The organism is Brevundimonas sp. FV1ye29L (genome assembly GCF_058681095.1).
In genome coordinates, this window is record NZ_CM178730.1 from 963,022 (window position 1) to 983,647 (window position 20,626).

At 67.8% G+C, this 20,626-nt stretch carries 19 protein-coding genes; 8 read left to right on the forward strand and 11 right to left on the reverse strand.

Going from position 1 to position 20,626, the window contains the following annotated elements; genetic code table 11:
• Nucleotides 1–202: 202 nt before the first annotated feature.
• A complete protein-coding gene (locus ACW17W_RS04770; protein WP_492079596.1) occupies nt 203–547 on the reverse strand; it encodes a DUF1491 family protein in 345 nt (114 codons plus the stop codon).
• A gap of 55 nt (nt 548–602) precedes the next feature.
• Here ACW17W_RS04770 and ACW17W_RS04775 point away from each other — a divergent pair, with 55 nt between their 5' ends.
• On the forward strand, nt 603–1,529 hold the full coding sequence (locus tag ACW17W_RS04775) for a hypothetical protein (protein ID WP_492079597.1): 927 nt from the start codon (nt 603–605) through the stop codon (nt 1,527–1,529).
• A gap of 10 nt (nt 1,530–1,539) precedes the next feature.
• Here the strand turns inward: ACW17W_RS04775 and ACW17W_RS04780 are convergent, their stop codons facing one another.
• Complete coding sequence (locus ACW17W_RS04780; protein ID WP_492079598.1) at nt 1,540–3,258, reverse strand: sensor histidine kinase; 1,719 nt, start codon at nt 3,256–3,258, stop codon at nt 1,540–1,542.
• A gap of 214 nt (nt 3,259–3,472) precedes the next feature.
• Here ACW17W_RS04780 and ACW17W_RS04785 point away from each other — a divergent pair, with 214 nt between their 5' ends.
• Complete coding sequence (locus ACW17W_RS04785) at nt 3,473–3,904, forward strand: SufE family protein (protein ID WP_492080259.1); 432 nt, start codon at nt 3,473–3,475, stop codon at nt 3,902–3,904.
• Nucleotides 3,905–3,921: 17 nt separating this feature from the next.
• Here ACW17W_RS04785 and ACW17W_RS04790 read toward each other — a convergent pair whose 3' ends face one another.
• Together ACW17W_RS04790 and ACW17W_RS04795 are read right to left on the reverse strand one after the other, a co-directional pair.
• Entirely contained in the window at nt 3,922–4,644 is a 723-nt protein-coding gene (locus ACW17W_RS04790) for a DUF6456 domain-containing protein (protein WP_492079599.1), read from the reverse strand.
• Complete coding sequence (locus ACW17W_RS04795; RefSeq protein WP_492079600.1) at nt 4,641–4,997, reverse strand: chromosomal replication initiator DnaA; 357 nt, start codon at nt 4,995–4,997, stop codon at nt 4,641–4,643. The genes ACW17W_RS04790 and ACW17W_RS04795 overlap by 4 nt, the downstream gene beginning before the upstream one ends.
• Nucleotides 4,998–5,320: 323 nt before the next feature.
• Between ACW17W_RS04795 and ctrA the strand changes: the two genes are divergently transcribed.
• Both ctrA and ACW17W_RS04805 read left to right on the forward strand, forming a co-directional pair.
• The gene (ctrA, locus tag ACW17W_RS04800; protein WP_492079601.1) at nt 5,321–6,022 is read left to right on the forward strand and encodes a response regulator transcription factor CtrA; all 702 of its coding nucleotides are present in this window, start codon (nt 5,321–5,323) and stop codon (nt 6,020–6,022) included.
• A 111-nt stretch (nt 6,023–6,133) separates the two neighbouring features.
• Complete coding sequence (locus ACW17W_RS04805; protein ID WP_492079602.1) at nt 6,134–6,484, forward strand: DUF2200 domain-containing protein; 351 nt, start codon at nt 6,134–6,136, stop codon at nt 6,482–6,484.
• A gap of 190 nt (nt 6,485–6,674) precedes the next feature.
• On the opposite strand, the gene ACW17W_RS04810 is transcribed toward ACW17W_RS04805, so the two are convergent.
• The 4 genes from ACW17W_RS04810 to ACW17W_RS04825 form a co-directional block, all read right to left on the reverse strand.
• Nucleotides 6,675–7,811, reverse strand: coding sequence for an endo-1,4-beta-xylanase (locus ACW17W_RS04810; RefSeq protein WP_492079603.1), 1,137 nt, complete (start codon nt 7,809–7,811; stop codon nt 6,675–6,677).
• A 98-nt stretch (nt 7,812–7,909) separates the two neighbouring features.
• Nucleotides 7,910–8,320: a flagellar FliJ family protein gene (locus ACW17W_RS04815; protein WP_492079604.1), complete on the reverse strand. Its 411-nt coding sequence runs from the start codon at nt 8,318–8,320 to the stop codon at nt 7,910–7,912.
• A 149-nt stretch (nt 8,321–8,469) separates the two neighbouring features.
• Nucleotides 8,470–9,816: a flagellar protein export ATPase FliI gene (fliI, locus tag ACW17W_RS04820; RefSeq protein ID WP_492079605.1), complete on the reverse strand. Its 1,347-nt coding sequence runs from the start codon at nt 9,814–9,816 to the stop codon at nt 8,470–8,472.
• A gap of 90 nt (nt 9,817–9,906) precedes the next feature.
• A complete protein-coding gene (locus ACW17W_RS04825; protein ID WP_492079606.1) occupies nt 9,907–10,959 on the reverse strand; it encodes a mechanosensitive ion channel family protein in 1,053 nt (350 codons plus the stop codon).
• A gap of 167 nt (nt 10,960–11,126) precedes the next feature.
• On the opposite strand from ACW17W_RS04825, the gene cysK reads away from it, so the two are divergent.
• Nucleotides 11,127–12,098 carry a cysteine synthase A gene (gene cysK / locus ACW17W_RS04830; protein WP_492079607.1) on the forward strand — a complete coding sequence of 324 codons (972 nt, stop codon included), beginning with the start codon at nt 11,127–11,129 and terminating at the stop codon, nt 12,096–12,098.
• Nucleotides 12,099–12,250: 152 nt separating this feature from the next.
• On the opposite strand, the gene ACW17W_RS04835 is transcribed toward cysK, so the two are convergent.
• A complete protein-coding gene (locus ACW17W_RS04835; protein ID WP_492079608.1) occupies nt 12,251–12,742 on the reverse strand; it encodes a GAF domain-containing protein in 492 nt (163 codons plus the stop codon).
• A gap of 242 nt (nt 12,743–12,984) precedes the next feature.
• Here ACW17W_RS04835 and ACW17W_RS04840 point away from each other — a divergent pair, with 242 nt between their 5' ends.
• Together ACW17W_RS04840 and ACW17W_RS04845 are read left to right on the forward strand one after the other, a co-directional pair.
• The gene (locus tag ACW17W_RS04840) at nt 12,985–14,424 is read left to right on the forward strand and encodes a tetratricopeptide repeat protein (protein WP_492079609.1); all 1,440 of its coding nucleotides are present in this window, start codon (nt 12,985–12,987) and stop codon (nt 14,422–14,424) included.
• Nucleotides 14,421–15,899, forward strand: a complete 1,479-nt coding sequence (locus ACW17W_RS04845; protein ID WP_492079610.1) for a right-handed parallel beta-helix repeat-containing protein — start codon at nt 14,421–14,423, stop codon at nt 15,897–15,899. The genes ACW17W_RS04840 and ACW17W_RS04845 overlap by 4 nt, the downstream gene beginning before the upstream one ends.
• Nucleotides 15,900–16,804: 905 nt before the next feature.
• Here the strand turns inward: ACW17W_RS04845 and ACW17W_RS04850 are convergent.
• A complete protein-coding gene (locus ACW17W_RS04850) occupies nt 16,805–18,043 on the reverse strand; it encodes a serine hydrolase domain-containing protein (protein WP_492079611.1) in 1,239 nt (412 codons plus the stop codon).
• A 440-nt stretch (nt 18,044–18,483) separates the two neighbouring features.
• Here ACW17W_RS04850 and ACW17W_RS04855 point away from each other — a divergent pair, with 440 nt between their 5' ends.
• Nucleotides 18,484–19,065 (forward strand): carboxymuconolactone decarboxylase family protein, encoded by a 582-nt coding sequence (locus tag ACW17W_RS04855; RefSeq protein WP_492079612.1) that lies wholly within the window; start codon nt 18,484–18,486, stop codon nt 19,063–19,065.
• A 53-nt stretch (nt 19,066–19,118) separates the two neighbouring features.
• Here ACW17W_RS04855 and mhpA read toward each other — a convergent pair whose 3' ends face one another.
• Nucleotides 19,119–20,624 carry a bifunctional 3-(3-hydroxy-phenyl)propionate/3-hydroxycinnamic acid hydroxylase MhpA gene (gene mhpA, locus ACW17W_RS04860; RefSeq protein WP_492079613.1) on the reverse strand — a complete coding sequence of 502 codons (1,506 nt, stop codon included), beginning with the start codon at nt 20,622–20,624 and terminating at the stop codon, nt 19,119–19,121.
• Nucleotides 20,625–20,626: the final 2 nt, after the last annotated feature.

Genomic DNA, 20,626 nt, shown 5'->3' on the forward strand with positions numbered 1-20,626 from the left:
CCAATCTATCGCGGGGCGCTTGCAGTCCCGTTCACGAACGCGGTTAAGGATTTATGGCCTGAGGGGAGGGATCAGGGACAGGGGTGTGGGGTGTGGGGTGTAGGGAAGAGGAAGGTCCAAAGGCCGTCGACGTGGGGGCTCAGGCCGGCAAGGCGGCGTCGGGGCGCTGTTCGCCCACACCCTGCACCCCAGACGCCACACCCTAGTCCCTGTTCTTCTCGCCCTGCACCGTCTCGGTGATGAAGTGCCGGCCCTGCCGGTCCTCGATCTCGACCACCCAGAGGTCCGGATCGTAGCCGATCTGGCGCTCGATATAGGCGTCCAGTTCGGACTCCGTCTCGCTGGTGACCGGCTGGATCCACAGGCGTTCGCCGTCCGGCCCGAACGCTTCCGCAAACAGCCGCGCCTGGCGCGTGGTGGTATCCCAGGCCTTGACTATGACCGTGCCCGCGCGGTCGTCTCCGCGCCGGGCCACAGTGGCGAAACCGCCGCCGATCTCGGCGCGGCGGACCAGGGCGCTGACCCAGAGGTCGCTGGACAGAAGCAAATGGGTAACCCTGCTCGGAAACGGGACCGGAACCCCCTGGCCCTATGGTCGAGCGATGATGATAGGCCATTCGCTTCGATCCGTATGCGTCAATCCGCGCCGCAAACGACAGCGCCGGCTGGCCATCGTCTGCGCCGCGGCGATCGGCTCGGGCGCCGTCACCGCGCCGGCGGGGGCGCAGTCGGGGGCGTCGGCGCCCCTGTCGAACACCTGGTACGAACGTAGCTTCATTGTCGCCGCCGACGCCCGTTGCCGGCTGTTCAGCCCCGCGCTGGGCGCCGCCCTGTCGGCCTCCGCGCTTCAGGCGCGGGGGGCGGCCGCGCGCGCCGGGGTCCCGGATGAGGCGCTCGCCGACATCGTCCAGCGCGCCCGCGGCCGCGCGGCGGCGACGGCGTGCAGCGATCCGCAGCTGGCCGTGGTGCGCGACCGCGTGGCCTCGGCCTATTCGGCCTGGGCCGGACTGCGGCGCATGGAGTTCCCCGGCGACCGGGGCGTCTGGAAGGCGGATCGCACGGCCTTCCAGACCGCAGGCTGGCGATTGATGCAGACGACCGTGACCGGCGCGACCCCGGTCAGCTTCGGCCTCGTCGCGGGCGGGGACCGGACGGATACCGTCTCGGTCGTGGTCTCCTTTGTCGGCAAGTCGAGGCCCTATGCCGTTCGGGTCGTGATGCGCGACGTCGAGCGGGCGCCGCACCCGTGGCTGAAGGCTGGTCGCGCCGACCTTCCGCCGGAAGCCGCCCGTCGCGCCTTCTTCGCCGCCGGCAATCTGGAGGCCGACAAGGCCCTGCTGGCTCCGGACCACAGACAGGGCGAGGTCTGGCTGTTTCGCAGCGACATGGCTGACACCCTGGCCGGTCTGGACCCGCGCGAGCCCTTTGTGGTCGAATTCCTGTTCCGCGACGACAGCGTCGCCCGCGCCCGTTTCGAGGCCGGGGATTTCGCCGCCGGCCGCGCCTTCACGGCCATGGGGCCGATCTGATCGTGCGGACCTAGCCGGCGATGTCCGGCGCAGGCCGCAAGGGGATGATCTCGGCGCCCGTGTCCAGCGGCAGGGCCTTCTGGATCGCCACCACGGGCAGGCGCACGGTCACGGCCGCGCCCTCGCCCAGGGTGCTGTCGATGGTCATCCGGCCGCCGTGCAGTTCCGCCAGGGAGCGCACCAGCGACAGGCCGAGGCCGGTGCCCTGGGCGCGCTGCTCGACCCCGCCGGCCTGTTCGAACGGTCGGCCGAGCCGCTGCAGATCCTCGGGCGCAATGCCGACGCCGGTGTCGGACACCACCAGCTCCAGATAGGGGCCGACGGCCTCCAGGGTGGCGGTCACCGTGCCGCCGGCCGGGGTGAATTTGATGGCGTTGGACAACAGGTTCAGCGTGATCTGTTGCAGGGCGCGACGGTCGGCGTCGACGCCCACGGCCTCGCCCGGCATCACGGCGGACAGGGCAAGGCCCTTGTCGGTCGCCGCCAGCCGAACCATGGCGACAGCGGCGGAGACGGCCTCGCGCGCATCGAACCGCTCGATCGCCAGTTCATAGCGCTCGGCCTCGATCTTGGAGACATCCAGCACATCGTTGATCAGGGCCAGCAGATGGCCGCCCGCCTGATGGATGGAGTCGGCGTATTCGGCGTAGCGCACGGGCAGGGGGCCGAACAGCTGCGTCCGCATGATGTCGGAAAAGCCCAGAACGGCGTTCAAGGGCGTGCGCAGCTCATGGCTCATATTGGCCAGGAACCGGCTCTTGCCCTCGTTGCGGGCCACGGCCTCGGCGCGGGCGGTTTCCAGCCCGTGTTCCCGGGCGAACTGGACCGTGCCGTCGAAGGCCTGGGCGATCAGCCGCGCCGAGGTCCCCAGGCCGTCCAGCCGCCGAACCACCAGCAGAACCCGCCGATCGAGAGCCTGACGGGGGGCGAAAGTGATCTGCAGGCTCTCGGCGCCCTCGCCGGCGCGGGCGGCGCGGTCGAGCGCCGCCGACACCAGCGGCCGGTCCGGCGCATGGACCGAGGCGATCAGCCCCTGCTCCATCAGGTCCGCCACGATCAGGGCGGGCGGGGCGGCGCCGTGGGTGGTCAATACCCGGCCGGCGGCCGTCAGCACCAGGGTCAGGCCGGGCTGACTCTCGAGCAGGGCCTCGATACGCCGGCGGGCGGTCAAGGCCGCCTCCAGCGCGGTCTCACGCGGGCCCCAGCTCCAGACCATGGCGGCGGCGAGGGCTCCGGCGGCGATCAGCCCGCTGATGGCCGCCAGTCCATCCGCCGGGGGGGGCGCGCCGCCCAGGCGGACGGATAACCAGCCCACCAGGGCCGAGATGACGACCGAGGCCAGGCCGGCGAGAGCCCCGTTCAGGCCCCAGGCTGATCCGCCCAGCATCAGTCCGGCCGCGACGGGGAGAAACAGGAGACCGGCCAGCGGTCCGGCCAGGCCGCCGGACAGGGCCGAGGCCGAGGTGGCGGCCAGACACCACAGACCCAGGGCCAGCACGCGGTCGCGAGGCCCGTCGGCGTGGAGCAGCCAGAGCCCGAGCAGGCCCGGCGCCGTCATCAGGACCAGCGCCGCCCGGACCGACAGCCCCGTTGTCCCGCTCAGGCCGCCGGACAGGTAGATCGCCGGCGCCAGCAGGGCCAGGACCAGGGCGCAGCCGCCATGCCACATCGCCAGCCGCCGGAGGCCGGGCGGGCGTATCCTGTCTGCTGTGGCGGAGGGGGAGGGCAATCGGCGGCGCCGGATTTGAGGGACGATCAGGAGGCGGATCTAAACAGGGAAGAAAACTCGGGGGAGGCGTCGGGCTGAAACGGCGGCTGGAACCGGCGAACCCGGACAAATCCTAGACGGGGCGGCCTCCTAGCGCGAGATCGCTCACGCGCGAGGCGATTCCGGTTCGCAGGCAGTGGTTGTCCCGCCCGCCCGCCCGGACTATCTGGCCGGCATGACCTCCGTCCCCGCCGACGCCACGATCCAAGACGCCCTGACCGCCCTCGTCGAGGATTTCGACCTGTTCGACGACTGGGAGGATCGCATCGCCTATGTCATCGATCTGGGCAAGGACCTGGCGCCCCTTCCTGAGGGGGACCGGGTCGAGGCCAACAAGGTGCCCGGCTGCGCGTCACAGGTCTGGCTGGCGCATGAGGCGCGCGACGGGCGGCTGTTCTTCCGCGCCGATTCCGACAGCGCCATCTCCAGGGGCAATGTGGCCCTGCTGCTGCGGCTGTATTCGGGTCGGCCGCCGGCCGAGATTCTGGCCTTCGACGCCCGGGCGGCGCTGGACCGCCTCGGCCTGCCGCAGGCCCTGACCCGGCAGCGCGCCAACGGGTTGAACAATATGGTCGGGCGTATCCGCCAGGAGGCCCTCGGGGCCTGAGGCCCGCCGCATCCGCATCAGCCGATGGCGTAGTGGCGCGCCAGGGCGGCCAGACCCCGCTGCAGGGCGAGCCGTCCCGAGCGGCGTTTCAGACCCAGGGTTCGTTCGGCGATCTGGAGCGGCGACGCCCGGATGCAGATGGCCTGAACCATCGCCCGGTCGGGACCGCAGGCGGTCAGGGCGGCGGTCACCCGGGTTGAGGCGGCAAGGGCCGTATCGCCCGGCTCGAACCGGGCCGACGAGCCACAGCCCGGGCGCGGCAGGGCGTCCCAGCGCATGGTGACCGACGGGCCCTTCGCTGCGGTCTCGGCGTCCCGGCGCAGCCGTTCTCCGGCGGCCAGCTCGGCCGGCCCCAGCAGGGGCCGCCCATCGGCGTCGCGCCGACGCGCCAGCCAGACCAGCGGACTTTCCCCCAGATTGGCGCGGTGCAGGGTCAGGCCGCCATCGACGTCCATCACCACCCGCTGACCCTCGATCACACCCGGTCTTCCCGCGCGGTCCGCGGCCTCGCAAGAGGCGGGCCGCGCGATCCAGCCGCCGTCCGGCCGGGCACGCAGGCCTGGGTCGGCGATCAAGGCGGCCAGGGTCGTTTCGTCCAGCCACAGACTGACCCGGCCGCGCCGATCCGGCGACAGCCTCAGGGGATAGGCCGCCCGGCGCGGGTCGGCCTTCCGGTCGATCCAGGCCCCCGTTCGGGCCAGCAGCCCCCGGGCCCGTCGCAGGACGGCGTGGTTGCTCAAGGCTTCAGCTCCAGCCGCGGCGTCTCGCAGACGTCGCGGACCAGATCGGTCAGCCGTTCCAGAAGGCTGTCGAAGGCCGGGTCGTCGCGGGCCTCCTCGGCCCAGCGGCAGCCGTGACCGGCGGTGGCGCGATTGACGCCGAACGCGTGGCTGACGCGCTCCAGCGGCCAGCCATAGCCGATGTGGGCCAGATACAGGGCGACCCAGCGCGCCCGGCAGCCCTTGACGCCCAGCCGCCCCCGCGCCCGGATATCCTCCGCCGGGACGCCGAAACACAGGGCGATCAGCTCCACCACCAGCCCGGCCCGCACCCGGTCGCGCTCCGTCACCGGCACCTGATAGGTTGTCTCCAAATCCGTCTGTCTCCCCGCCTGCGGCGCACTGAACCATACGGCGCGCCTGTCCGAGTGATAGGAATATAAACCTGTTCAACGTCAGCTTCGGTCGCAGCCGGGCTGCGCGGGAAAGGCCCCCGATCCGCCCCGGCCGGCGACTGCCGGAAATATTTCGAATCGTTGACTCAGGCCCCTCGACGCCGATTCGCAAATCAGCCTACGATTCGCCTCAATGGGGTGGCGTTAACCGTTCTTAAGGTTTTCGCCGGTTAACTCGCGAACAAGGTTACCCGGCTCTTTGCCGTGGATTGACGATCAAGCTTTGCCTTGGAGGGGCACGAATGCGCGTTCTGCTTATTGAAGACGATCACGCGACGGCCCAGAGCATCGAACTGATGCTCAAGTCCGAGGGCTTCAACGTCTACACGACGGACCTCGGCGAGGAAGGCATCGATCTGGGCAAGATCTATGACTATGACCTCATTCTTCTGGACCTGAACCTGCCTGACATGAGCGGCCTCGAGGTCCTGCGCCAGCTGCGCGTCGGCAAGGTCAATACGCCGGTGATGATCCTGTCGGGCAGCCATGAGATCGAAACCAAGGTCAAAACCTTCGGCGGCGGCGCCGACGACTATATGACCAAGCCCTTCCACAAGGACGAGCTGATCGCGCGCACCCACGCCGTGGTCCGCCGCTCCAAGGGTCACGCCCAGGCCATCATCCATACCGGCGAGATCGCCGTGAACCTGGACGGCAAGACGGTCGAGGTGAACGGTCACCGCGTCCATCTGACGGGCAAGGAATACCAGATGCTGGAGCTGCTGAGCCTCCGCAAGGGCACCACCCTGACCAAGGAAATGTTCCTGAACCACCTGTACGGCGGCATGGACGAGCCCGAGCTGAAGATCATCGACGTCTTCATCTGCAAGCTGCGCAAGAAGCTGGCCACGGCCGCCGGCGGCAAACACTATATCGAAACCGTCTGGGGCCGGGGCTATGTGCTGCGCGACCCGTCGGAAGGCGCCGCGCAAGTCGCCGCCTGAGCCTTCAGGGAAGAAACGACCAGAAAACCAGACGCCCGCCGGGAAACCGGCGGGCGTTTTGCATTGCGCCGCGTGAGCGGGCCATCTTGCGGGGCGAGACAGGAGACGACCATGCCCGGCCACCGCATCTACACCACCCCCTTCGCCAGCGTTTACCCCCACTATGTCGCCAAGGCGGAGCGGAAGGGGCGGACCAAGGCCGAGGTGGACCAGATCATCCTCTGGCTGACCGGCTATGGCGCCGGGGCGTTCGAGGCCCTGCTGGCCGACGGGACCGACTTCGAGACCTTCTTCGCCAAGGCGCCGAACCTCAACCCGGCGCGGGAAACGATCACCGGCGTCATCTGCGGCGTCCGCATCGAACAGATCGAGGATACGCTGATGCGAGAGGTTCGCTACCTCGACAAGCTGATTGACGAACTGGCCAGGGGCCGGCCGATGGAGACGATTCTGCGGAGATGACGGTCCTTCTCCCGGCGGGAGAAGGTGGCTCGCGAAGCGAGACGGATGAGGGGTTGGCGATGCAGTCGGCGTAGGCCGTCGCACGAACAGGGATATGGATTCGGCGCCGACCCCTCACCCTTTCGCGCCAGAACGACGGCTGCGCCGCCGTGCGCTCAAGCCCTCTCCCGCCGGGAGAGGGAAGCGAAGCCTACCCCCGCCCGAACACCCCGGCCACCGCCGCTGTCAGGGGTTTGGCCCGGCCGGCGTCGTCGAACAGCAGCGGCTGGTCCTGACCGTCATCCTTGCCGTCGCGCCGCAGCCAGCTGTCGCTGTCCCTCAGCCCCCAGGCGGTGAAGGCGAAGCGCTGGCGGGCCGGCAGGGCCATGAAGGCCTCGGCCAGTTCGACGACCCGGGCCTGTTGCTGTGCCAGCCGTTGGGCGCGTGACCGCAGGTCGCCGCCCCGTTCGCGGCGCAGGGAGGCGTCCAGCTCGGAAACATGGATCGGCAGGCCGAAACCGGCGAGTTCGCGCATGAAGGCGGTGATCTGTCCGGCCGGAATCTCGATGTCCAGATGCGACTGGGTCCCCAGCCCGCCGATCGGCGCCCCGGTTTTCAGCAGCCGTTCGACCGTGCGCAGGAAGGTCGCGCCCTTCACGGGATTGTTCTCGAGGTTGTAGTCGTTGAGGAACAGGACGGCATCGGGATCGGCCGCCTTCGCCTGTTCGAAGGCGCGGATCATATAGGCGTCGGCCCCCAGCATCCGGGACCAGTGGTGGTCGCGCAGCCCATTGCCGTCCTCGGCGATCGGCTCATTGACCACGTCCCAGCTGACGACCTTGCCGCGATAGCGACCGGCGACCTCGGCGATATAGCGGTCATAGGCGGCGGCGAAGGCCCGGCGGTCGAGGCCGGCGAAGGCCTGTTCGCCCTGGGAATACCAGATCAGGGCGTGGCCATGCAGACGCACGCCCTCGGCGGCGCAGGTCGCGGCGATGCGGTCCGGGGCGTCGAAGGTCATCCGGCCGGGAGACTGGAGGATGTACTCCATCTTCATCTCCCACTCGGGCGTCAGCTGGTTGAACTGGGCGCGTGCGAGATCCACCCAGGCCGGGTCGTCGAAATGGCCGGCCATCACTGCGGCCCCGACAGGGAAGGGGGCGATGGATTTCAGCGGCGGGACCGCCGGCGCAGGAGAGGAGGCGGGCTCCGCCGCCGCGAACCGGTCACAGGCGGCGAGGGCGACGAAGGGCAGGGGGGCGGCGAGGAGGGCGCGGCGACTGAAAGCCGTCTCGCCTCGGGAGTGGAGGTGGCTCTCGGAGCCGGGCGAATGAGGGGGCTGTGTCATCTGACGGGCTCCGAACTGTGAGACCTGAAAGGCGGACGCATCCCCTCATCCGTCTCGCTTCTCGAGCCAGCTTTTCCCACGAGGGGGAGAAGGAAGATTTAAGCCGACTTCCGGCGCAAGCCCATTTCGTCGAATGCGGCGGTCTCGCGTTTGGCGATGGCGATCAGCTGGTTCAGGCGGGTCGTTTCGGCGACATGCTCGAACTTTTTCAGCTCCTCGAAGGCGCCGGTCAGGGCGTCACGGGCGCCCTCTTCCTCGGCGTCGAGGGTGGTCAGGGCGGTCTCGGCGGCGCCCTTGCGCATCTTCCAGCCGGTCATATAGGCGCCCAGCATGACGGCGGCGGAGGCGTCGGCGCGGGCGCGCTCCTGTTCGATCTCGATCTCGGCGTCCAGCACGGCCAGCCGCATCTCGGCGGAGGCGCGGCGCGTGGTGATCTCGGCCAGACGCTTCTGCAGCGTCTCGACCTCATAGTTGGAGATGCGGATCAGGGAATGGGCCCAGCTGGTCATGAGGTCACAATGCGGTCTTGGGGGTTAAGCGAGTCTAACGAAGTGGCGAGTGGCGAGTGGCGAGTGGATAGTGATTAGTGAATGGTGATTGGTGAGCAGGCTCCACAACGACGGTTTGATGCTAGCCACTCGCCACTCGCCACTAGTCACTAGCCATTTCCCAGCATCCCCTGATTGAGAATACCCTCAAGGCGCGTGAACGAGTCGGCCAGGCGGGTGGCGTCGTCCTTGTCCTGACCGAGGAAGGCCTCCAGCGCGGGGTTCAGGGCGATGGCGCGGTCGACGATGGGGTCGGCCCCGGCGCGATAGGCGCCGATGCGGATCAGCTCCTCCATGTCCGAATAGGCGCTCAGAGACTGGCGGGCCCGCTTGTTCAGCTCGCGCTCGGGCGGGGTCTGACAGCCGGGCAGGGTGCGGCTGACGGATTTCAGCACGTCGATGGCCGGGAAGCGGCCGCGCTCGGCGATCTTGCGATCCATGACGATGTGGCCGTCCAGAATGCCTCGCACCGCGTCGGCGATGGGCTCGTCATGGTCCCCGCCGTCGACCAGGACGGTGAACAGGGCGGTGATCGGCCCCGCCGTGGTGCCGTCGGGGCGGACCGGGCCGGGGCCGGCGCGCTCCAGCAGTTTGGGCAGTTCGGTGAAGACGGTGGGGGTATAGCCCTTGGTGGTCGGCGGCTCGCCGGCGGCGAGACCGATCTCGCGCTGGGCCATGGCGAAGCGGGTGACCGAGTCCATCAGACACAGAACCTCCAGATCCTGATCCCTCAGATATTCGGCGATGGCCAGGGTCATATAGGCCGACTGGCGGCGCTTCAGGGCCGGTTCGTCGCTGGTGGCCACGACGACGATGGCGCGACGCAGGCCCTCCTCGCCCAGGGTCTCCTCGATGAATTCGCGGACCTCCCGGCCCCGTTCGCCGATCAGGCCGACCACGACGGCGTCACAGGTGGCCTGTTTGGCCAGCATGGACAGCAGCACCGACTTGCCGACGCCCGAGCCGGCGAAGATGCCCAGCCGCTGGCCCCGGCAGGTGGTGGTGAAGACGTCCATGGCCCGCACGCCCAGATCCAGCCGCTCTCCGACCCGGCCGCGCGAATGGGCGGGCGGCGGCGAGGCGCGCAGAGGATAGGGGACCGGCCCCTGGGGCAGGGGACCCTTGCCATCGATGGGCTGGCCGAAGGCGTCGATGATCCGACCCAGCCACGCCTTCGTCGGCCGCACCGACGCGCGCTGGCCGATGATGCGGATGTCGGCCCCGGGCGCCACCCCCTCGACCGGGCCGAACGGCATCAACAGGGCCTTGGCGTCGCGGAAGCCGACCACCTCGGCGGGCAGGGGAAAGGTCCCCCGCCGCTCGATCTCGGCCCGCGCCCCGACCGCCAGCCGCGACAACCCGCCCCGCGCCTCGATCAACAGACCGCTGACCCCGGCGACCTTGCCGGTCACGACCAGGGGGTCGATCGCTTCGACGGCTTTGACCAGGGTTTCCACCCGTCAACCAGATGCGGGATCGTGGTTAACGGGGGGTGAAGGGGCGGGGGGCGTAGCCGCGTGTCGGACGTCAGTCTGCCCATGCCCGGGCTAGTCCTTCACGGGTTCATCGCTGGCGTCTTCCCGACGCAGCAGGTCCTCGGCGGCGTCGTTGACGGGCGGTTGAAGGGGCTGCGCGCCCGGAGGATCAGACCGGCCGGGCTTTGCAGCCGTTGGAACGTTCGGAACGACGGGGCCGCCACCGGGCCGCAGTCCGAGAACCTCGAGTGCGGCGTCTCCCTCGCGACCGAATACGCTGCGCAGGCGCAGATCGGTCTGGGGGTAGGGGATTTCGACGCCGGCCGTCTCCAGGGCATCGGCAATCAGCCATGTATAGGCCGCGTGCATGGCGGCGGGCCTTTTGACCGCCTCCTGCGTCGGCCAGACCAGAAGTTCGAAATTCAGGTTGCTGTCCCCGAACCCCGTCAGCCAGACCTGGCTTTTGCGCGCCTCGGTCTCCGGGAGGGTGAAGGGACTGGCCCGCGCCGCAGCCAGCACGGCCTCGCGAACCTGGGTTCGATCGGCCCCGTAGGCGACGCCGAACGGGATATGAATCCGCCGCGTGTCGCCTTTCAGCGTCCAGTTGGTCACCGGGCCCTCGATCAGATGCGAGTTGGGCACGATAATGTTGACGTTGTCATTGGTGCGGATCCGCGTAGCCCTCGGGCCGATTTCGGCAATGGCCCCGCGCGTGCCCGAGTCGAGTTCGACGTAGTCGCCCACCGACACCATTCGATCAAAGATCAGGAAGATCCCGGAGACGAACTCCTTCACCACGCCCTGGAGGCCGAGACCGACTCCGATGCCGATCGCCCCGGCGAAGACGGCCAGCGAGGACAGATTCAACCCTGCGCTCGACAGGGCCATGAACATGCCGCCGATGATCAGTGAGTAGCCTGCGAGTTTCTCCAGCAGATACAGCGCGCCGTTCGACCGCGGATTGCCGCGCAGGCGGATGCGCTGGATCGTCCGTGTGAGGAGCCACGACAGGATGATCGCCAGGGAAAAGATAAACACGCCCGAGACAAGGCCGCCGACAGTGAGGCTGCTGCCGCCGATGCTGAAAATGCGGGTGTCGTCTAAATGGTCAAGGTTGTCCGGCATGGGCTACTAGCGGCCTGGCGACGTCGCGGTTCCCTGCCGGACGGCGGACCAGAGCGTGTCGATAGCCGGGCTGACGGCAGAATGCAGAAATGATCGCCGCAACGACTTTGCGGATCGGTTAGGCGACCTATCTGTTAGTCCGCCGTCGATGAAACCGGAGATCCACGATGACTTACGACGCCAGCCGCCACCTGAAGACGGGCCGGGGCAAGGTCTATGACTCGATCATCGACACCATCGGCGACACGCCGATCGTGAGGCTGCCGCGGCTGTCGGCGGAGTATGCGCCCAAGGCCACGGTGCTGGCCAAGCTGGAGTTCTTCAACCCGATCGCCTCGGTCAAGGACCGGATCGGCGTGGCCATGGTCGAGGCGCTGGAGGATGCGGGGCGGATCAGCCCCGACACCGTCCTGATCGAACCGACCAGCGGCAATACCGGGATCGCCCTGGCCTTTGTGGCGGCGGCCAAGGGCTACAAATTGATCCTCGTCATGCCCGAAAGCATGTCGATCGAGCGCCGCAAGATGCTGGCCCTGCTGGGCGCCGAACTGGTGCTGACCCCGGCCGAGAAGGGGATGAAGGGCGCGATCGCCATGGCCCAGGAGCTGCTGGAGCGTACGCCCGGCGCCCTCAGCCCGTCGCAGTTCGACAACCTGGCCAACCCCGCCATCCACCGGGCGACGACGGCCGAGGAGATCTGGAACGACACGGCCGGGGCGGTCGACATCGTCGTGGCCGGCGTCGGCACCGGCGGCACCATCACCGGCGTCGGTCAGGCCCTGAAGGCGAAGAAGCCGTCGATCCGGATGATCGCCGTCGAGCCGACCGCCTCGCCCGTGCTGTCGGGCGGCGCGCCCGGCCCGCACAAGATCCAGGGCATAGGCGCGGGCTTTGTGCCCTCCATCGTCGACCGGTCGGTCATCGACGGCGTCGAACAGGTCTCCAATGAGGACAGTTTCGACATGGCCCGCAAGGCGGCGCGGGTCGAGGGCATTCCGGTCGGCATCTCGTCGGGCGCCGCCCTGACCGCCGCCTTCCGTCTGGCCGCCCTGGAAGAGAATGCGGGCAAGACCATTGTGGCGATCATCCCCAGCTTCGCCGAACGCTATCTGTCGACGGCGTTGTTCGAAGGGCTCTAGGGCCCTTCCATTCATGCGTTCCGTCACCCTCTGGCTTGACCCGAGGGCCGGAAGCCCGGCCGCTGTGCGCTGAACGTTGTGGCCGTGCTCATTGAACCTCCGATCCTCGGGTCAAGCCCGAGGATGACGGATCGGGGGGGCGTGGCCCGGCTCTAGGCGAACACCTTCGCCAGCAGCCGTTCCAGACATTCGGCGTCCACCGCATCAAAGGCGGCCGTCTCGGTGGCGTCCACGTCAAAGACCGCGATCAGGGCGCCGTCGGGTCCGAACACCGGAACCACGATCTCGCTGGCCGAACGGCTGTCGCAGGCGATATGGCCGGGAAAGGCGTGGACGTCAGGCACGACCTGGGTGACCCCGGTCTGCGCCGCCGCGCCGCAGACGCCGCGGCCGTACGCGATCCTCAGACAGCCCAGGGTCCCCTGGTAAGGCCCCACCACCAGCTCGCGCTCGCGCGTGGGATCAACGACGTAAAAGCCGGTCCAGAAGAAGGCCGGGAAGGCGTCGTTCAGGATCGAGGCGACCGTCGCCATCCGCGCGGTGAGGTCGGGTTCGCCGTCCAGGACGGCGAGAATTTCATCCTCGACCTCGGCATAGCGTCCGGCCTTGTCGGCAGGGCGATCGTCACGGGCGACATAGGACATGGGGGCGTTCCGCAAGCGACTCAGAGGGACGTGGGGACATAGGCGTCCGGCGCGGCGGCGGCCACCCCGACCGCCGTATTCGTGTTCACGGCGAGTATTTCTCCCGCCCGGTGAAATGCGGGGCGAAGGGAGGGATTTTTTCCTCCACGGAACGTCGAACATCGAACGCAGGTCTATGGACCCGCGCCCCGGAATGGGGAATGGTTAACGCGGATCAAGGATCCGCGTCGGTGGGGAATCGGATGACTCAGCAGCCGGGAGGCGCGCGGATGCGGCGTGGGGCATGGCTGCTGGCGGCGGCCGTCACGGCGGCGGGCCTGTCGGCCTGCGGTCCGTCGGGAGCGCCGTGGCGTCGCGGTGAAACCGCCAACGCCTGCCCCCGGCCCGAGGCCATCGCCGACCGGGAGTTCAATGTTCAGGAGCAGGGGCTGCGCGCCCTGCGTCGCGCCGGGTTCCGCGGCGACTTCTTCGCCCAGCTGGAGCTGGGTTCGCGCTATTCGGGCGCCCGCGCCACCGACAAGAATGTCGAGGACGTGATCGAAAGCGCGACCTGGACCGGCATGGCCCTGGCCAATGACCAGGGCTACGCTCCGATCAACCGCGTTGAAAAGCGCGGCATGTTCGGGCGGTTGCGATCATTGTCGCGCTATGACGATTGCCGGGCCTGGGAACGGTCGGTCGCCTATGACCGGCTGGAAACCCTGTTGTCGCGTATGACGCGCGAGGAGCAGGAGGCGGTGCGCGACCGCATCATCTATGTGCTCTCGACCCAGGGCGCCGAGGGTTTCCGCACCCTGGCCCGGCTGCACGACGGCCTGTACGGCCCCTTCGGCGAACCCCAGGACAATGCCGAGGGGCGGGCGGCGGCCGGCAGCAAGTCCGGCGTCGGCAAGGACGCCCAGTGGGCCGCCGCGCGCCCGGCCTCGGTCAGCCTGTTCCAGCGCAATGACGTCGACGCCTATCTGTTCAACTATCTGGCGACCCAGACCGGCGACGTCGGCGCCTATGTCCTGCTCAAGGATTTCGAGCGGTCATCGCCGTCGCGGGCGCGGCAAGGGGCCCTGGTCGAGGCCAAGGCGCGCCGCTGGACCCCGCCGTTCGAATTCTATCCGAATGACGCCCCCGCCTCGGGCGTGCCGTTCTCGGACGAGTCCGACGTGCGCGGCGACGCCTCGGATCTGGCCCTGGGCCGGCTGGACGAACTGCCCTTCGTCCATATCGGCCGGGCGTTGCATTTCCTCGGGGTTACGGCCGCCCCCGCGACGGCGCCCGATCAGCTGCCCGGACGTGACGTCCAGACCCTGGAAGCCATGCTGGGCCGCCCGATGGACGGCGACCTGTCGCCGCTGGAAAAGGTTCGCGCTGTCCAGCTGGCGGCGGCCAACGGATCGTCGGAGGCCCAGCTGGTGCTGGCGGTCATGTATTCCGAGGGCATCGGGGTGCCGGCCGACTACGCCCGCGCCTTCCACTGGTATTCCACCGCCGACCGGCAGGGCAATGCGGAGGCCAAGTTCGCCATGTCCACCTTCTTCGCCCTCGGCGTGGCCGGGGTGGCCGACCAGAACAAGGCCCAGGCCGTCGCCTTCCGGCTCGATTCCGCCCTGGCGGGCTTCGGCCCGTCCGCCCAACGCCTGCGCGCCGTCCTCGCCCAGGTGTCCCGTGCCGACCGGAGAGCGTCATGACAGCCCTGCGCACCCTCAGCCTTGCCGCCCTTGCCCTGACGGTCGTCGTCGCCGACCTGGCGATCTCCGCACCGGCCGAGGCCCAGACGGCCGCGCGGCTGGAAAGCCGGACCCGGCCGAATTTCGGCCTGCTGCTCGAGCCGCCGACCCGTCGGGCCCATCGGCGGTCGCGGCCCTATGCCTATGCCGACCACAGGCCGGACCGGGGGCGTCGCCCGGGCGGCGAACGGGACGAGATCCTGGTGGATTGCAGCGGACCCGACGGCCGAGATCTGGAGTACGCGGTGCGACGTCTGCGACCCGGCGGGGTGCTGACCCTGCGCGGTCGCGGGGGCGTTTGCGTCGGCTGGCTGAACATCGACCGGCCGGTGACGATCCAGGGCGAGGGAGGCTTCGACCCCCGCACCGGCGCGCGGGTCCCGGCCGCTGTGCTCCAGGCGCCGGACGGCCGGCCCTGTATCACCGTGGAGCCCGGCGTGCAGGTGACGATCCAGGACCTGACGCTGGAGTCTCCCCGGGCCGGGTCCGCTCCGTGTCTGGCCAGCCAGGGCGGCGACATCATCCTGCGTCGCGCCGCCCTGAGGCATGAGGGGATGGAGCCCGCCATCGACCTGCGGGACGGGACGCTGGACGTTTCGGACGCGGTGATCGAGGCGCGGACCGGCGGACCGGCCGTGGTGGCTGAAAACGCGACCCTGCTGACCCGCAATCTCATCGTCACAGGCGCCGTGGCCGGGATCGAGCTGGAGCAGGGCGCGCGCGCCGCGTCGGTCATCCACAGCACCACGCTGACGGGGGTGGGATCACCCAACAGCTTCGGTCCGCGCGCGATCGGGGTGTCGGTGCGGGCGCGTCAGGACTCGGCCCGGGCCGAGATCATCGGCGGCCGGATCTGCGGGTTCTCTGAAGGGATCGCGGTCGAGGGGGTGGCGGTGGCCGTCCGCAACGCCCGTATCTGCCGGTCCGACAAGGGGCTGGTTCTGTACAACGGCGAACTGGACCTGCAGGACTCCCGGGTTCGGGCGCGTGAGGTCGGGGTGGCGGTCGTGGCCGGCCGTGCGGTGGTCGTCGGCAATGTCTTCGCCGGCGTCAGCCAGGTCTTCTGGGATGAGGACCGCGCCAGTCTGGAGGCGCGCGACAACCGGGTCTGGAGCCGGGCCGACCTGTGCCGTCCCAACTTCCGCCCGCAGTTCCGGGATCGTTATGTCCCGGTGTTCGAGACAGACGGCAGCCGCGGCTATGTCTGCCAGTACACGGCCTATCCCTATGGCTGGTGGGCCGAGGAGGACGGCGCCCTGGGTCAGTCGTTCGCCGACGACGCCTATGTGCTGGACGGCTGGAACGGGTTCCGGTCGGGCTATGGCTGGTACGATCGCGAGGGCCGCTATGTGGCGGACCGCGCCTTGCTGGGCGATGACCGCTGGACCGCCCGTCCGGCGCGCCGGACCCGGGAACAGCAGCGCCGCCGCTGGTAGGCGAGGAGGGCCAGTGGTTCGCCCCTGTTATCAGACACTTAGCCATGTCTAACTGGCCAATTGGCCTGTAGCCCAATCAAACACTTAGCTCGGCGTGTCTAACCCTTACGAGCCAGGACAAGAGGACCAGAGGCACCCAGGGGTCGTACCCAGAGAGCCTTGTAGGCAAACTTCAAAGAACAGCCCGCCAGGCGCAGCGACTTCCCGCCGAAAAGCGGACTCTCGTAGAGTCTGCTATGGGGGGTAAAGCGGACTCGTTGATTTGCCGTCACGGGCCTTGATAGTAAGCGCGTTGGTCAGTGTAGGCGTCACAGGCTGCGAGAGACGGGAGTGGTCGGCTGCATCCTGCCGGGACGCGACGCTGGAAGAGACCCGCAGGTTCGTTGAAGGTCCCCCTGAGGGTTTCCTTGGAGATCCCGAGCGGTTCCGAGACGGCCACTACTTCATCGCAGGCGCGGCTCTCGTAGACCATGGAAGATACGCTATCGTAGGGAACGAGGTCTGCGTGCCTCGCAAAATCCCGGGCAGCGATACCTCTAACCGCTGCCGAAAACTGCGGCTCTGTCCCGCTGGTCCTGTAGTCAGCGTGATACCGGACGAGATGTCCAAAACTCTGGGACCCACGACCCGCGCTCGACAGGCGGTGGAAACTAATGGCCGATGAGGGTCGAAGCCGGTCAAAGGTACCGTGCCGGATAGCGGAACTGCCAAATGAGCGTCGGGGGTGGTTGGCGGACCTCCCTCCACGGCTGCACAACGGATGCCCGTGCCCGTTGCAGGAGATCCGACGCCGCATCACCGTCGAGACCCTGACCGGCAAGATCGCCAACCTGGTTCAGGAAGCCTAGAGGCCACGACACGGCGTTGATCCAGCCCTCAATCCGCGATCACTGGGTTGCACGAGACTAACCGATGGGCGAGCGGGGGCTTAAGCCCAGGGCGGCGTAGATTTCGACGTGCAGCTTGTCCCGAAGCATATCAGCGCTCGGCGGCATGAGTTGCGTCATAAAAACCACCGTCAGCGCGTTGACCGGATCGACCCAAAACGTGGTGCTCGCCCCGCCGCCCCAGCTGTACTCCCCCGCAAAGGCAGGAACATGAGCAGGCGGCTCAACGACGACCGCGCCGCCGAGCCCGAAACCCAGACCGTCCCCCGTCCCGCCCAGGCCGAAGGCGGCAAGCGCGGGGAGTTCGTCGAGCTGGGCCGGCGCCAGCCTGCTCTCCATCATGGCAGAGACTGAAGCTTGGGAGAGCACGGATCCTGCGACGCCTTTTTTGCCCCGGCGGAGCATTTCTGCGAACCGCGCATAGTCATCGATCGTCGAGACAAGGCCGCCTCCTCCCGACAGTCCCGGCACCGGACCGAGCAGACGGCTATCACTAGCGGACTCCAGCAGCACCAGCTGGCCATCGGGCCCGTGGCTGTAAAGGCTGGACAGTCGTTCACCCTGATCGCGGGACACGGTAAATCCAGTATCCGACATGGAAAGCGGGGCAAACAGCCTCCGCCGCATAAACACGTCAAGCGGTTCGCGGCTTGCCCGTTCAATGACCATACCCGCGACTTCGAATGACATGCTGTAGTGCCATCTCTCGCCCGGCTGGCCGACAAGCGGCAGACGGGCCATGGAGCGGGCCAATCCCTTCAGCCCGCCGAGCGCCGGATCAAAACGCCATTGTTCGTGAAGGCCGATCCCGGGATCGTCAGCGTAGAGCTTGGAAACAGGGTGCTCGGGATAGAACCAGTAGCTGAATCCAGCGGTGTGGGTCAGCAGATGCTCGATCCGGATCGGTCCCGTCAAAGGAACGGGCGAGTTGTCTCCCGCGTGCACGACCACATCGGCGAGTTCGGGCAGATAAGCCCGGATGGGGTCTTCAAGGGAGATGACGCCATCATCGACCAGGGCCATGACTGCCGCAGCCGCGATGGGCTTTGTCATCGAAAACAGCCTGAACAAGGTATCCCTCTGAAGCGGGCTGTCCGACTCCAGATCGCGTCGTCCGGTGGCGTGGAAGCAGATCTCCTCGCCGTCCTGAAGAACGAGCACGCTGGCCCCTGGCAAACGACCCGATCCCGCTAGATCGTCTAGCATCCGTCTAAGGCTGTCGAAGTTTTTCGGGCTTTCAGATTCAACCATCGTCATTCCTTTTTTATTTCCTCTTTTGAGCTCGGTCTTCAGTGTTCTGCCGCGTCGCCCCACGCTTCGCTGACCGTTCCTGATATGCCGGACGCCGAGACCCATGCGCGACGGTTGGGTCCCGACGATCAGCCCTCCAGAAAGCGTGACCGAAAGGAGCGTTAATTCCAGACGCGCCCTGGGAGCGACAGGCCCACTATCGCCCGCGGACTGGCGTCTTAGCCAACACGCGGACGACTCAGGTCGCGGAGAGATACATACGCATGGAAGGCGGCATCCTGTTTGGCAGGTGCGTTCGTTGCGCGCCCATCCCATTTCCTCGATCCCTACGGTGTGACGCTCGGACGTCGCTGTCTGTCCGCTCTAATTGGGGACAGGCGGGCTCATTCGGTCGACTACGATCACGCCTGTCCCGCCCGCCTAGATGCCTATTTGGGAGTGTCCTGATGCCCTTAGACCCTCAAGCCTCCAGTCAGGCGAAGCCTCCCGCTCGCCAAGAAATGACGACGGAGGGTTTGCCGGAGCAGATCTGGGCCACGTTGAACATCTACCGCACCATGGCGCGTCACCCCCCGCTGCTCGAGGCTTGGCGGGCGTTGCGGGATCACGTCGTGCTGCGCAGCAGCCTGCAACCGCAAATGCTGGAGATGGTGATCCTGCGAACCGGACACCGTCGCGGATCGGCTTATGAGTGGAGCCACCACGTCGTCAGGGGCCGGCAGGCAGGTCTTGATGATGGTCGTATCGGCAGCGCAAGGCTGTCGGCAGGCTGCGCGCTGGGCGCGCGGGATGACCTACTGCTAAGGTGTGTCGACGCGCTTATCGACGACAACGGCCTTACCCCGCGCCTCAGAACGGAGATCATACAGGCCGTCGGCGAGGACGGCCTTCTCGACCTGATCGCCGCTGTCGGTATGTATTCAACATTGGCGTACATCTTGCGGACCTTCGAGGTTCCCCTCGATGCTGAGATCGCCGCCGCTCTGGACGCCACACCGCTCTCGGCCATCGATCGCGTGGATCGTTAGTCTAGCGGCGGGAGGGTCTTGCCAGAAGGCTGATCCCACGTACGCCCGCGCGATCAAGCGGCCGCCGCGGTCGTCAGTCGATGGGCGTCAGCCGGACCCGTCGCCGTCGCGAGGACGTAGCGGTCAGGCCGAAGGAGCGCGGCGGCCACACCCATCGCTTTAAGGTCCGCAGCCAGGGTGGGCGCGTCGTCACTTGTGATCACGGCGACGCCGACGGTCGATGGCAACGCCTTCGCCAAGGCCGCGTCCGCGAGGATAACGGGGGCATAGCCGACCACATCGTCGATCAGGCGACCGTCCCGAAGTCGGGGTTGTCCGAAGAGCCGGCCTCGTTGCGGACCGGAACCCAGCCCCGGGCCGAGGTCGGCGATCAGGCTTTCCATTCGGGCGTCGCCGCCGCCCCCCGGCTGCGCCATTTGAAGGGCAGTCTGCGGGTCCGTGGCGTTGATGAGGCCGCCGAGCCGGACGGCTGCGGAGATATAAGCCCTGACGTTGGGCGCGCGTTCGGATTGGTAACTGTCAAGCAGCGCATCGCCCCCCTCCCCACGCAACGCAACTTCGAGTTTCCAGGCTAGGTTGGCCACGTCCCGGATGCCCGCGCACATGCCTTGGCCCATGAAGGGCGGCGTTTGGTGAGCTGCGTCCCCGGCGATCCAAAGTCTGCCGAGACGCCATCGATTGGCGATAAGGGAGTGGAAGGTGTAGGTCGCCATTCGCTCAATGTCGGCGTCGTCTGGTGTGATCCAACGCGACAGGAGGGGCCAGACAGTCTGCGGCTGTGTGGCGGCGCTATCCGCGACGTCGGCGGTCAGCCGTAGCTCCCAGCGCCGCCGATCGCCGGGCTGGCGGGCATAGGTCGCCGAACGTTCAGGGTCGCAATACTGAATCGAGTGATCGCCTAGGTCGGGTCGTGGCCGTTTCAGAACGACGTCGACCACCAGCCAGCGCTCGTGGAAACCCAGATCCTCCATGTCGGAGCCGATGAAACGACGGACCAGCGACCGGGCGCCGTCGCAGCCGACGACGTGTCGCGCATGCGCGACATTGATGCTGCCGGACGCCATGTATTCGTAGCGCACCTCGACCGCATCGCCTGTTTCCTCAAGGGCGAACGCGTCGCAACGTCGGCGCAGATCGACGTTGGGAAAGCGCAGCACTCCGGCGTTGAGCGCCTGCTCAAGCGCGGGCTGGTGGAAGCGATAGCTGGCGTTCCACTGATGTCGGCCGATATCTTGCGGCCGCGACCAGTCGAGGATCAGCTTGCCTGCCGGGTCCACGAAACGCATGCCGGGATTGATCCGCGTCCCCGCCAGGATCTCATCCGCCAGTCCAATGGTCTGGAACACGCGCATGACTTCATCGTCGAAATGAACCGCACGGGGAAACTGACAGGGCCCCCCTTCCCGATCAAGAACCAGGACCCTGAGGCCCTGCATGCCCAACAGGTTAGCCAGGGTGGCGCCGCTGGGCCCGAAGCCGATGATGGCGACGTCGTAGAGTTCCGAAGACGGGGTCATGCCGGTGAACTGATCCAATGGGGGCGCGGTCTCGCGCTTCACGT

Bases quoted from the DNA above. Each gene is read 5' to 3' on its own strand.
- ACW17W_RS04840 (WP_492079609.1), top strand. From the start codon at position 12,985: ATGACTCAGCAGCCGGGAGGCGCGCGGATGCGGCGTGGGGCATGGCTG.
- ACW17W_RS04845 (WP_492079610.1), top strand. From the start codon at position 14,421: ATGACAGCCCTGCGCACCCTCAGCCTTGCCGCCCTTGCCCTGACGGTC.
- ACW17W_RS04835 (WP_492079608.1), bottom strand. From the start codon at position 12,742: ATGTCCTATGTCGCCCGTGACGATCGCCCTGCCGACAAGGCCGGACGC.
- ctrA (WP_492079601.1), top strand. From the start codon at position 5,321: ATGCGCGTTCTGCTTATTGAAGACGATCACGCGACGGCCCAGAGCATC.
- ACW17W_RS04825 (WP_492079606.1), bottom strand. From the start codon at position 10,959: ATGCCGGACAACCTTGACCATTTAGACGACACCCGCATTTTCAGCATC.
- ACW17W_RS04805 (WP_492079602.1), top strand. From the start codon at position 6,134: ATGCCCGGCCACCGCATCTACACCACCCCCTTCGCCAGCGTTTACCCC.
- ACW17W_RS04855 (WP_492079612.1), top strand. From the start codon at position 18,484: ATGCCCTTAGACCCTCAAGCCTCCAGTCAGGCGAAGCCTCCCGCTCGC.
- cysK (WP_492079607.1), top strand. From the start codon at position 11,127: ATGACTTACGACGCCAGCCGCCACCTGAAGACGGGCCGGGGCAAGGTC.
- ACW17W_RS04785 (WP_492080259.1), top strand. From the start codon at position 3,473: ATGACCTCCGTCCCCGCCGACGCCACGATCCAAGACGCCCTGACCGCC.
- ACW17W_RS04850 (WP_492079611.1), bottom strand. From the start codon at position 18,043: ATGACGATGGTTGAATCTGAAAGCCCGAAAAACTTCGACAGCCTTAGA.
- ACW17W_RS04815 (WP_492079604.1), bottom strand. From the start codon at position 8,320: ATGACCAGCTGGGCCCATTCCCTGATCCGCATCTCCAACTATGAGGTC.
- ACW17W_RS04775 (WP_492079597.1), top strand. From the start codon at position 603: ATGATGATAGGCCATTCGCTTCGATCCGTATGCGTCAATCCGCGCCGC.
- ACW17W_RS04810 (WP_492079603.1), bottom strand. From the start codon at position 7,811: ATGACACAGCCCCCTCATTCGCCCGGCTCCGAGAGCCACCTCCACTCC.